Annotated in this window: 9 protein-coding genes; 6 read left to right on the top strand and 3 right to left on the bottom strand. The window is 71.3% G+C overall.

Going from position 1 to position 12337, the window contains the following annotated elements; translation table 11 throughout:
* On the bottom strand, positions 1 to 313 hold a 313-nt coding region (locus AC1DYN_RS29035; RefSeq protein WP_477965647.1), incomplete at its 3' end, for a response regulator.
* A 110-nt stretch (positions 314 to 423) separates the two neighbouring features.
* On the opposite strand from AC1DYN_RS29035, the gene AC1DYN_RS29040 reads away from it, so the two are divergent.
* From AC1DYN_RS29040 to AC1DYN_RS29065, 6 genes are all read left to right on the top strand, one after another.
* Complete coding sequence (locus tag AC1DYN_RS29040; protein ID WP_477965649.1) at positions 424 to 1845, top strand: efflux transporter outer membrane subunit; 1422 nt, start codon at positions 424 to 426, stop codon at positions 1843 to 1845.
* Complete coding sequence (locus tag AC1DYN_RS29045; RefSeq protein ID WP_477965651.1) at positions 1842 to 3008, top strand: efflux RND transporter periplasmic adaptor subunit; 1167 nt, start codon at positions 1842 to 1844, stop codon at positions 3006 to 3008. Before AC1DYN_RS29040 ends, AC1DYN_RS29045 begins: the two co-directional genes overlap by 4 nt.
* Complete coding sequence (locus AC1DYN_RS29050) at positions 3005 to 6094, top strand: efflux RND transporter permease subunit (protein WP_477965653.1); 3090 nt, start codon at positions 3005 to 3007, stop codon at positions 6092 to 6094. The genes AC1DYN_RS29045 and AC1DYN_RS29050 overlap by 4 nt, the downstream gene beginning before the upstream one ends.
* Before the next feature lie 114 nt (positions 6095 to 6208).
* Positions 6209 to 8215: a sensor histidine kinase gene (locus tag AC1DYN_RS29055; RefSeq protein ID WP_477965655.1), complete on the top strand. Its 2007-nt coding sequence runs from the start codon at positions 6209 to 6211 to the stop codon at positions 8213 to 8215.
* Positions 8216 to 8291: 76 nt separating this feature from the next.
* Entirely contained in the window at positions 8292 to 9620 is a 1329-nt protein-coding gene (locus AC1DYN_RS29060; protein WP_477965657.1) for an ammonium transporter, read from the top strand.
* Positions 9620 to 9922 (top strand): hypothetical protein, encoded by a 303-nt coding sequence (locus AC1DYN_RS29065; protein WP_477965659.1) that lies wholly within the window; start codon positions 9620 to 9622, stop codon positions 9920 to 9922. Before AC1DYN_RS29060 ends, AC1DYN_RS29065 begins: the two co-directional genes overlap by 1 nt.
* Before the next feature lie 24 nt (positions 9923 to 9946).
* Here AC1DYN_RS29065 and AC1DYN_RS29070 read toward each other — a convergent pair whose 3' ends face one another.
* Both AC1DYN_RS29070 and AC1DYN_RS29075 read right to left on the bottom strand, forming a co-directional pair.
* Positions 9947 to 11659 (bottom strand): M14 family zinc carboxypeptidase, encoded by a 1713-nt coding sequence (locus AC1DYN_RS29070; RefSeq protein WP_477965661.1) that lies wholly within the window; start codon positions 11657 to 11659, stop codon positions 9947 to 9949.
* 31 nt (positions 11660 to 11690) lie between these two features.
* Positions 11691 to 12095: a RidA family protein gene (locus AC1DYN_RS29075; RefSeq protein WP_477965663.1), complete on the bottom strand. Its 405-nt coding sequence runs from the start codon at positions 12093 to 12095 to the stop codon at positions 11691 to 11693.
* Between the last annotated feature and the right edge of the window lie 242 nt (positions 12096 to 12337).

Genomic DNA, 12337 nt, shown 5'->3' on the forward strand with positions numbered 1-12337 from the left:
GCATGCACGGCTTGGGCATGTAGTCGTCGGCGCCCGTGTCGAGCCCGACGATGCGGTCGACGTTGTCGCCGCGCGCCGTCAGCATCAGCACCGGCAGGCGGCTCGTCGCGCGGATGCGCCGCAGCGCCTCCATGCCGCTCAACCGCGGCATCATCACGTCGAACACCGCGATCGCATAACGCCCCGACAGCGCCTCGGCCACGCCGGCCTCGCCGTCGTGCACCGCATGCGCGTCGAAGCCCTCGCGCTGCAGGTACTGCGCGAGCATCGCCGTCAGCTCGGCATCGTCATCGACCAGCAACACGGAAATCATCGGCGAAGTATGGCGCGGCGACAGCGCGCGACACAGTGCGGGGGCCCCGGTTTTACCCAACTTGACGCTCCCGAACACTGCTCCACACAGCGCTTTCCTACGATGAAGCCATGTCCAGATCCATCGTTTCATCGGGCCTGTCGCTGGCCGTTTTCCTCGGGGGCTGCGCGGTCGTCGGCCCCGACTACCGCGCGCCGCAGCCGCCGCTCGGCCCGGCCTGGCAGGCGGCCGTGCCGCACGGCGGCCGCACCGACCGGCTCGCCGACTGGTGGGCCGCCTTCGACGACCCCACGGTGAGCCGGCTGGTGCAGATGGCCGAGGCCGACAGCCCGTCGCTCGCCACGGCCGCGGCCAACATCGCCAGCGCCCGGGCCGCGCTCGGCACCGCCCGCGCCGCGGCGCAGCCGTCGCTCACCGGCAGCGGCTCGGTGCTCGCATCACGCCAGCGCAACAACGGTGTCACGAGCGACACGACGACACGCAGCGGCAGCCTCGATGCCTCGTGGGAGATCGACCTGTTCGGCCAGCTGCGGCGCGGCCGCGAGGCGGCCCAGGCGCGCGTCGAGGCGCGCGCGGCCGACTGGCACGAGGCCCGCGTCTCGCTGGCCGCCGAGGTGGCCGACGACTACGTGCAGTACCGCGCCTGCCGGCTGCTCGAGGTGCAGTACGGCGTCGAGGCGCAGTCGCAGCAGGAGACGGCGCGCCTCACGCAGGTGAAGGTGCGCGCCGGCTTCAGCGCCGCGTCGGACGGCGACCTGGCCGAGGCCAGCGCCGCCGGCGCGGGCTCGACGCTGAGCGCGCAGCACACCGAATGCGAGGGGCTCGTGAAGGCCCTGGTCGCGCTGACCGGCGCCGACGAGCCGGCGCTGCGCACGCTGCTCGATGCGACGCCGGCCGCGCTGCCGGCGCCGGTCGCGTTCGGCGTCTCCTCCGTGCCGGCCGACCTGCTGCGCCAGCGCCCCGACCTGGTCGCGAGCGAACGCGACCTCGCCGCCGCCAGCGCCGCGATCGGCCAGGCCGAGGCCGGCCGCTACCCGAGCTTCACGCTGGGCGGCACGATCAGCGTGTCGTCGTCGGGCCTCGCCGGGCAGACGGGCACCGCCTCGTTCGGTCCCAGCCTGGCCATCCCGCTGCTCGACGGCGGCAAGGCGCGCGCCGCCGTCGACTCGGCCCAGGCGAGCTACGACGCGGCGCTCGCCGGCTACCGCAGCGCCGTGCGCACCGCCGTCAAGGAAGTCGAGACCGCGCTCGTCAACATCGACGGCGCGGCCCGCCGCAGCCGCGACGCGCGCACCGCGGCCGAACGCTACCGGCGCTATTTCGCCTCGGTGCAGGCCGACTGGCGCGCCGGCCGCAGCAGCCTGATGACGCTGGAGGAAGCGCGCCGCTCGGCGCTCTCGGCCGAGACGACGCTGCTGACCCTGCAGCGCGACCAGGTGCGCCAATGGATCGCCCTCTACAAGGCCCTCGGCGGCGGCTGGACCGCCGACGTCTCCCAGGCCGCCAACACCCTTCCCGGAGTCCAACCATGAAACCATCCCTGAAGACCGGCTCGATCGCCGCCGCGCTGCTGATCGCCGTCGGCGGCACCGCGTGGCAGGTGTGGGGCAATGCCGCGCCCGCCTCCGCGGCGGCTGCCGCAGCCGGCCCCGGCAGCGCCGCCACCCCCGCCCTCAGCGTCGAGCTGACGACGCCCGTGCGCACCACCTGGCCGCAGACCCTGCAGGCCACCGGCACGCTGACCGCGTGGCAGGAGGCCGTGATCGGCGCCGAGACCGGCTCGCTGCGCATCACCGAGCTGCTGGCGGACGTCGGCAGCCGCGTCAGGCGCGGCCAGCTGCTCGCGCGCCTGGCCGACGACAGCCTGCAGGCCCAGCTGCAGAAGCAGCAGGCTGCCGTCGCGCAGGCGCGCGCCAGCCTCTCGCAGGCGCAGATGAACCTGCAGCGCGCCGGTGCGGTCGACGGCAGCGGCGCGCTGTCGAGCCAGCAGATCGACGACTACCGCATCGCCGAGGCCACCAGCCGCGCCTCGCTCGCGTCGGCCGAGGCCGACCTGCTGTCCACCCGCATCCAGCTGTCGCAGACGCGCATCCTGGCGGTCGACGACGGCATCGTCTCGTCGCGCAGCGCGGTGCTGGGCAACGTGGTGCCGGCCGGCACCGAGCTGTTCCGGCTGGTGCGCCAGGGCAAGGTCGAGTGGCGGGCCGAGCTGGCCGCGCGCCAGCTGGCGCAGGTGCAGCCGGGGCAGGCGGCGCGCCTGACGCTGGCCAGCGGCCAGGTGCTCGAAGGCCGCGTGCGGCTGGTCGCGCCGACCTTCAGCACCAGCACCGGCCGCGCCATCGTCTACGTCAGCCTGCCGGCCGGCAGCGAGGTGCAGCCCGGCCTGTTCGCCAGCGGCAGCATCGACGGGCCGGCGACGCCGGCGCTGACGCTGCCGCAGTCGGCGCTGGTGCTGCGCGACGGCCGCAGCGACGTCTTCCTGCTGAAGGACGACGGCACCGTCACGCGCCGCACCGTGGCGGTGGGTCGCCGCGTCGGCGACCGCGTCGAGGTGCTGTCGGGCCTGAAGGAGGGCAGCCGCGTCGTCGCGAGCGGCGGCGCGTTCCTGTCCGAAGGCACCCCGGTGCAGGTCGCGCAAGCCGACGCGCGGCTCAGCCTGAACGACACCCCCCACCTGCAAGGCACGCGCCCGTGAACATCTCCTCCTGGTCGATCCGCAACCCGGTCTCGGCCGTCCTCGTCTTCGTGCTGCTCGCGGTGCTGGGCCTGATCGGCTTCCACAAGCTGCAGATCCAGGATTTCTCCGACATGGACCTGCCGACCATCATGGTGTCGGCCTCGCTGGAAGGCGCCGCGCCGGCCCAGTTGGAAACCGAGGTCGCGCGCAAGATCGAGGACAAGCTCGCGTCGCTGACGCGCCTGGACCACATCGCCACCACGATCACCGACGGCAGCGTCGCGATCACCGTCACCTTCGAGATGGAGAAGGATGCCGAGGTCGCGCTCAGCGAGGTGCGCAACGCGGTCGACGGCGTGCGCGCCGACCTGCCGTCCAGCATGGCGGCGCCGACGGTGTCCAAGAGCACCGCCGCGAGCTCGTCGCTGCTCACCTACACCGCCACGTCGAAGCTGCTGGACGAGCAGGACCTGTCCTGGTTCGTCGACAACGACCTCACCAAGGCCTTGCTCGCGGTGAAGGGGGTCGCCGCGGTGCAGCGCATCGGCGGCATCGACCGCGAGGTGCGCGTCGAGCTCGATCCGGCGCTGATGGCCGGCCTCGGCCTCGACCCGGCCACCGTCTCGGCACAGTTGAAGGCGGCGCAGAGCGACAACTCCGGCGGCCAGGGCGACATCGCCGGCCAGCGCCAGTCGGCCCGCACGCTGGGTGCGGTGGCGTCGGCGCAGCAGCTGGCAGCGATGAGCATCGCGGTCGGGGACGGCCGCAGCGTGCGGCTGGACCAGGTCGCCCGCATCGTCGACGGGCCGGCCGAGCGCAGCTCGCTCGCGCGGCTGGACGGCGCGCCGGTGGTGGCGCTGCAGGTCTCGCGCTCCAAGGGCTATTCGGACGTGACGGTGGCGCGCGAGGTGCGGCAGGCGGTGGCCGCCTTCGGCCGGGCGCATGCCGAGGTGGTGCTGGCCGAGGCCAGCAACACCGTCGCGCCGATCGAGGACAACTACCGCGGCTCGATGCACCTGCTGCTCGAGGGCGCGCTGCTCGCGATGCTGGTGGTGTGGTGGTTCCTGCGCGACACGCGGGCCACGCTGATCTCGGCGGCGGCGCTGCCGCTGTCGATCCTGCCGACCTTCGGCTTCATGGTGCTGGCCGGCTTCTCGCTGAACACCGTCACGCTGCTGTCGCTGTCGCTCGTCATCGGCATCCTGGTCGACGACGCGATCGTCGAGATCGAGAACATCGCGCGCCACATGGCGGCCGGCAAGACGCCGTACCAGGCGGCGATGGAGGCGGCCGACGAGATCGGGCTGGCGGTGGTCGCGACCACCTTCACGCTGGTCGCGGTGTTCCTGCCGACGGCCTTCATGTCCGGGATCATCGGCAAGATCTTCCGGCAGTTCGGCGTCACCGCCTCGGTGGCGGTGCTGTGCTCGCTGCTGGTGGCGCGGCTGCTGACGCCGATGATGGCGGCCTACCTGATGAAGGGACGCGTGGGCGGCGCGGCGCATGAGCCGGCGGACAGCCCGCTGATGACGCGCTACCTCGGCTGGGCGCGCACGGCCTTGCGGCACCGCAAGACCACGGTGCTGGCGGCGCTGGCCTTCCTGGCGGTGTCGCTGGCGCTGCTGCCGCTGCTGCCGTCGGGTTTCCTGCCGGCGCAGGACAACGCGCAGACCCGCGTGACGCTGACGCTGCCGCCCGGCAGCACGCTGGACGACACCGATGCGGTGGCGCGCCAGGCCGCGCAGCGGCTGCGCGCGGTGAGCGGCGTGCGGCAGGTGTTCAGCGCCGTCGGCCTGACCGCCGGCGAGGACCATCCCGGCCAGTCGTCGAGTTCGAGCACCAGCACCAACAGCGCGACGCTGACGGTCGACCTGCTGCCGCGCGGCGAGCGCACGCGCAAGCAATCGGCGATCGAGGCCGAGCTGCGCGTCGCGCTGCGCGGCCTGGCCGGCGTGCGCAGCACCGTGGGCGGCGGCGGCAACGGCGAGAGCCTGCAGCTGACGCTGGCCGGCAACGATGCGGCGGCGCTGGACCAGGCCGCTGCCGCGCTGGAGACGCAGCTGCGCACGCTGCGCGGCATCGGCAACGTGACCTCGAGCGCGGCGCTGCAGCGCCCCGAGGTGCAGCTGACGCCGGATGCGGCGCGCGCCGCCGCACTGGGCGTGACGGCCACCGCCGCGGCCGATGCGCTGCGCGTGGCCACCTATGGCGACTACTCGACGGTGCTGCCGAAGCTGAACCTGCCGCAGCGGCAGGTGCCGATCCGCGTGCGCGTCGACGCATCGCAGCGCGACAGCCTGGACGCGATCGGCCAGTTGCGCGTGGCGGGCAGCGGCGGCAGCGTGGCGCTGGCCTCGCTGGGCGAGCTGGCGATCGGCAGCGGCCCGTCGCAGATCGACCGCCTGGACCGCGAGCGCAACGTGACGCTGACGGTGGAACTGGCCGGCCGTTCGCTGGGCGAGGTCGAGCGCGAGGCGCGCAGGCTGCCGGCTCTGCAGCAGCTGCCGGCCGGCGTGCACCGGGTGGAACAGGGCGAGCTGCAGCAGATGAACGAGCTGTTCGAGAGCTTCGGCCTCGCGATGGCGATCGGCGTGTTCTGCATCTATGCGGTGCTGGTGCTGCTGTTCCACGACTTCCTGCAGCCGGCCACCATCCTGTGCGCGCTGCCGCTGTCGCTGGGCGGGGCCTTGTTCGCGCTGCTGGTCACGCACCTGAGCTTCTCGATGTCCTCGGTGATCGGGCTGCTGATGCTGATGGGCATCGTGACGAAGAACTCGATCCTGCTGGTCGAGTACGCGATCATGGCGCGCCGCGAGCGCGGCATGGGCCGGCTCGAAGCGCTGCTCGACGCGTGCCACAAGCGGGCGCGGCCGATCCTGATGACGACCATCGCGATGGCCGCCGGCATGCTGCCGAACGCGCTGGGCCTGGGTGCCGAGCCGAGCTTCCGCCAGCCGATGGCGGTGATCGTGATCGGCGGGCTGCTCACCTCGACGGTGCTGAGCCTGCTGGTGATCCCGGTGGTGTTCACCTACGTCGACGACCTGCTGCAGTGGCTGCGGCGCTCGACGGAACAGCACTGGAAAACCCAGGCGGCATCGTGACGCCGTCATGTCTTGGTAAGCCGGCGGTCAAGCCAGCCGCCGGCCTGTTTTCTAGACTACCGCGGGTGTCACGACGTTGCACAGTGTCACGACGTCGCCAATCCGCGGGTCCCCTTGAAGCAGTCCATCGTCGCGCGAACCCTCCACCGCACGGCGCTGCGCATCGCTGTGGTGTCGGCGCTCGGCGGCCTGGTGTCGTACGGGGTCAACGACGCATCGATCAAGCGCGCGGTGCAGCAGCAGCTCGTGACCTCGACCGAGCAGAAGCTGCAGCGCGAATCGCTGGAGTTCAGGGAGATCAAGTCGCTGCAGGGCAATTTCCTGGGCGACTTCCGCGCGGCCCATGCCGACCCGCGTGAGCGCGCGACGCTGGCGCGTGATTTCGACCTCGTCTTCTACCGCCACGGCGACGGCTCGTACACGCAGCGGCCCGGGCTGTTCGAGGGCCAGGCGCTGGCGGACGGCCGGCGCTTCGCGCAGATGTCGGCCACCTATGCGCCGCAGACGCCGCCCGATGCGGACATCAAGGCCCGCTTCATGCTGTCCTTCCTGCTGTCGCACAAGTACGGTTCGAGCACGAAGGGCCGGCTCTTCAACTTCTACGGCGTCGTGCCGGAGAAGGGCTTCCCGATCCACCAGGCGAGCGACATCGCGAAGATCTTCACCTATTCCGGCCCCGATGCGCTGAAGCTGGAAACCTACGAGTTCTACGCGCGCGGGTTCGGGTCGGCGAGCCACGACACGATCTTCACGCGCATGTACTGGGATGCGTCGAACCAGGCCTGGATGACGACCGTCGCGACGCCCGACGTCGCCGATGCCTCGGGGCGGCACCAGGTGCTGGCCTGCGTGGACGTGCTGCTCGACCAGTTGATGCAACGCACCGCCGCGCCATTGCTGGCCGGATCGCGCAGCACGATTTTCCAGGTCGACGACAAGGGCACGCTGATCTTCGATGCGGCGCATGCCCAGGCGATCAAGCTCACCGAAGGCCAGGCCTCGATCGAATCGCTGGGCCTGCACGACGACCTGCCGCTGCTGGCGGCCAGCCGCTCGGCGCGGCCGGGCGAGGTGCAGCTGTTCGACCTGCCGGACGACATCGTCGCGCTGGGCGTGATCCCGGACACGCCGTGGGCGCTGGCGGTGCGCTATCCCAAGGCCTTGATGCGGCCGGCCGCGCTGCTGAACCTGGGCATCGTCGTCGCGCTCGGGCTGGCGATGCTGGCGGTGGAGATCCTGATCATCCGCTCGGTGCTGCTGCAGCAGGTGGCACGGCCGCTGCGGCAGCTGACCGGCGCGATGCGGCGGGTCGGGCAGGCCGCGCAACCGCTGGACCACGCACAGCTGCCGACGCAGGCCGAGGACGAGATCGGCGACGTGGCGCGCGAGTTCGCCGCGATGGCCGCCCGCGTGCACGGGGCCTGCGAGCAGCTCGAGGACAAGGTGCGCGGGCGCACCGCCGAGCTCGAGGCGTCGCGCCAGGCGCTGCGCCGGCTGGGCGAGCACAACGCGATGGCGCTCGAAGAGGAGCGCAAGCGCATCTCGCGCGAACTGCACGACGAGATGGGCCAGCAGCTGGCCGCGTTGCGCATGGAGGTTTCGGTACTGCGCGTGCGCGACGGAACTGCGGTGCACGATTTGCTGCTCGACCGCGTGGACCGGCTGGTGGCCAGCGTGCGCGCGCTGGTCTCGCAGCTGCGCCCTGCGGCGCTCGACGGCGGCCTGGTCGCCGCGATCGAGTGGCAGGCCGCCGAGTTCACCCGCGGCACCGGCGTGCCGTGCCGGCTGGACCTCGATGCGCTCGCCCATGACCTGCCACCCGACACCGCGACGATGGTGTTCCGCATCGTCCAGGAGTCGCTGACCAACGTGCGCCGGCATGCCCGGGCGACCCAGGTCGCGCTGGGCCTGGTGAAGGATGCGAACGGCTGGACGCTGGCGATCGCGGACGACGGCATCGGCTTCGAGGCCACGCGGCGGCAGCGCGGGCACGGCCTGCTGTCGATGGACGAGCGCGCGCGGCTGCTGGGCGGCAGCCTGCAGGTAGAGAGTTCACCGGGCGCCGGCACGACGGTGCGCCTGCGGATCGTGAGCTTGTCGACGGGGCCGCGGGAGGCATAAGGCTTCGGTCGACGCTGCATCATGACGCCGCGCGCGACGGCTGATGCAATGCCGGGCATTCACGAAGCCGTCACACATGCGACCCTACACACCACCGATCCCGCCCGTCCGAAACCCCCTGATCGCCACCAGCGCAGGCACCCTGGCCTTGCTGGGTGCGTCTGCCGCCCAGGCCGCGCAGCAGACAGTCGCCGCGAGCGCGATCTCGGCCGGCGACACGGCGTGGATGCTGGCCAGCACGGCGCTGGTGCTGATGATGACGCTGCCGGGCCTGGCCTTCTTCTACGGCGGGCTGGTGCGCAAGAAGAACATCCTGGGCACGATGACGCAGGTGTTCATCGTGGCCGCGGTCACGAGCGTGCTGTGGTTCGTGGCGGGCTACACCATCGCCTTCGGCTCGGGAGCGCCGTGGTCGGGCTTCTTCGACAACGGCTTCAGGCTCCAGTTCATGCCGGTGGGAGACCGGGTGCCCGTCCACCCGATGGCACCGCACATCCCCGCGCCCGCGTTCGCGCTGTTCGAGGCTGCCTTTGCCATCATCACCGCCGCGCTCATCGTCGGCGCGTTCGCCGAGCGCGTGAAATTCAGCATCGCCGCGGTGTTCTGCGGCCTGTGGTCGCTGGCCGTCTATGCGCCGGTGGCCCACTGGGTGTGGCACCCCGAGGGCTGGCTGTACGACATGGGAGTGCGCGACTTCGCCGGCGGCATGGTGGTGCACGTCAGCGCCGGTGCGGCGGGCCTGGCCTGCGCGCTGGTGGCCGGGCCGCGGCAGGGCTGGGGCCGCGAGCCGATGGTCCCGTCGAACCTCGCCTACATGCTGATCGGCGCGGGCCTGCTGTGGATCGGCTGGTTCGGCTTCAACGGCGGCTCGGCCTTCGAGGCCAATGGCGCGGCGGCGCTGGCGATGGTCAACACGCAGATCGCGGCTGCGCTGGCCGCCGTCGTGTTCGTGCTGTGCGAATGGATCCAGAAGGGCCAGCCCAGCCTGGTCGGCATGTCGACCGGCGCGGTGGCCGGCCTGGTGGCCATCACGCCCGCCGCCGGCTTCGTCAGCGTGGACGCGGCGTACCTGTTCGGTGCCGTCGGCGGCCTTGTCGCGTTCGCATCGCTGGCCTGGCTCAAGCCCCTGATCAACGTCGACGACTCGCTGGACGTGTTCGCGATCCACGGTGTCGTCGGCATCGCAGGGTCGCTGCTGACGCCGTTCTTCATCGATGCGAAGCTGGCGGGCGGTGCCGGCAAGCCGCAGGCGGAAGCGATCGGCGTCGTCGCGGTGCTGGGCTACAGCTTCGTGGTCAGCTGGCTGCTGATGAAGGGGCTTCACTGGTTTGCCGGTGCCCGGGTCCGGCGCGGCGATGAAGCTGACGGACTGGACCTGTCCCAACACGGCGAGCGGATCGAATAGTGAGTTCGCAGATGTCCTTCGGCGTGCTGGCGATGCGGTTGCGGCTGGCGCTGCTGCGGCACCAGCTGCCCATCGAGGCCGAACGCCTGCTGTCCGATGCCGACTACGCGGTGCAGGTGTGGGGGCTGTGCGTGGAGGTCGGCGACCCTGCGCTGATCGCGTTGGCCGAGCGCTTGCTGCCCAGCCAGGTGGCACCGTTGCCGCCGGCGATCGAGGCATCGCCGCCGGACGTCGCCGATGCCGGCTCGAACGATGAACCGGCCCCACCGCGCGAGCGGCGCTATCTTCGCGGCGCACGCTGAACGTCCGGCCTCGCTGCGGGGTCTTCAGGGCCCGGCCGGAAGCTCGAGCAGGCGCAACACCGGGTAGCGCCGCCATTCGGGCTCGGCATGGCGCCGTGCGTGGCGGAAGATGAAGCCCAGCACCGCCTGCGCGTCGCCCAGCAGCTCGGGATGCGCGGACTTCCAGGCCTCGAAACGCTCGCGCAGCCCGGGCTCGGTGGCCAGCAGCTGCTCGGCTTCGTCCTCGAACACGTAGTCGCTGAAGCTTTCCTTCTTGTCGAGCACGCTGTCGAAGAACGACCAGCGGAAGAAGCTGTCGATGCCCAGCGGCTCCAGCACCTCGACGGCAAAGCGGTCGTGCGGGCCGCCGAGCGGCAGCAGCCAGTCGCCTTCGGCCACGTCGGCGAGCGTGGCTTCGACCCGCACGTCCAGCGCGTCATGCAGGTGCCGGCCTTCGAACGGCGTGCGCCGCTTCTCGAAACGCTCGATGCGGTACGCCTGGGCGCGCACGCGGCTCGCGTGCACTGCGCGCTGCAACGGCAATCCATGGGCCTGCAGGCGCAGCGCGACGTCGTGCCAGGCCTGCGGCAGAAGGTAGGCGCGCGGCGGCACGGCGCTGGCGGTGGGCTGGTAGCGATCGAACCAGGCGATGTCCTTCTGCCAGGGCCTGGTGCGGTCGTAGCGCAGGCGCTGGTAGTGGCCTATGCGGCTCGGTTCGTACACCGCCTGGAAGCCGCTGAAGCGGAACGGCCGGCTGTGCTGCCGGTCGAGCGTCCAGTCCAGCGCGACCGGGGAACCGGCCGAGAGGGCGGCGCGGTCGGCGGCACGCGCAGCGCGGATGGCGTGGCCGTGCGCGACGGTGTGCGCCAGCGCGCACTCCACCAGCGCACGCGTGCCGTGGTAGCGGTCCGCGAACGGCTTCAGCATGTGCGTCTCCGGCATGAAGCCGATCGTGTGGTGCAGCGCCGCGTAGCCGGTGGAGAAGCGCGGCGAGTCCAGGAAGTCGGCGATGCCGTCGTCCGGGATCTCCTGCACCGGGTTCACGTACGGGCACATCGGGAAGCCGCGTGCCGCCATGCCGTCGTACAGCGCCGGCAGCATCGCGTCGCGCAGATGCGCGCCGGTGCGGCCGCCGAGCTTGTCGGGCTGGGTCGCGATCAGCGTCACCACGTGCTGGTAGTCGGCGCCGTTCGACGTGTGGGTGTCGACCATCACGTCGGGATCCCAGCGCGTGAACACCTGCGCGAACGTGCGGGTGGCCAGGCTGTCGGCCTTGACGAAGTCGCGGTTCAGGTCGAGGTGGCGCGCATTGCCGCGGAAGCCGAAGGCCTCGGGCCCGTGCTGGTTGACGCGGCTGGTGTCCTGCCGGTTCAGCGCGCCGTCGACGTTGTAGACCGGGATGTAGACCAGCACCGTGCGCCCGAGCGCGGCGCGGCGGGCCGGGTCGAGGCACAGGTCGCGCAGCAGCGCCATGCAGGCGTCGATGCCCTCGGGCTCGCCGGGGTGGATGCCGTTGTTGTTGAAGAACACCGGCCGACCGGCGGCCTTGACGGCCTGCGGGTCGAACACGCCGTCGGCCGAGAAAACGCCGGCATGGATCGGCACGCCGGCATCGGAGCGGCCCACCTCCTCGAACCTGAGCCAGGGGCCGAAGGCCTGCGCGAGCCGCTGGTGGAAGGCGATGCAGTCGTGCCAGGTGGTGGTCTGGTTGCCGTTGCCCCGTTCGAACGGGGTGGCCCAATCGGTGGTCTTGTCCATCGGGACATTGTCCGACGACTGCGCATGTCCTTCAGTCGGCAGCAGACTCCGGCAGCTTCGCGACCACCTTGATCTCGAACTGGAAGCCGTACAGCCAGGTCACGCCGATGCCGGTCAGGGTCGGGTGCGGCGCGTCGCTCCAGTAGTCCGGCAGCACCTTCCAGACCGTCTCGAAGGTCGCCTCGGGATCGACGAGGAAGACGGTGACGTCGATCACGTCGTCGAAGCTGCAGCCGGCGGCCGACAGGATCGCGTTCAGGTTGTCGAACGCGAGCCGCACCTGCGCCTCCAGCCCGGGTTCGGGCGACCCGTCCGGGCGGCTGCCGACCTGCCCCGAGACGAACAGGAAGCCGTTGGCGCGGACCGCCGGCGAATAGCGGTTCTTTTCATAGAGCGCCTGGCGCCCGGCCGGGAACACCACATCACGTTGAGCCATGGATTGCCTTCTTGAATGAACGATGCAGGGACTCTAGGGATGGTCTGCATAACTGCCGCGACGCGGGCCGGTGATGCAGAGGAGGCAGGATGCAAGTTTGCTGTCGCGCTGAAGCAGTAGAGAAGCTCGGCGCCGCAGCCGCACCGGCCCGTTTGGACCGTTCGATGCGGCTATCGGGCGCACTGCGGGCGCACTCATCCCAAGGCCATCAGCTTTCTTCGCGCCATCCACAGGTTCGACAG

The sequence above is a fragment of the Rhizobacter sp. P2_D12 genome, assembly GCF_056404395.1.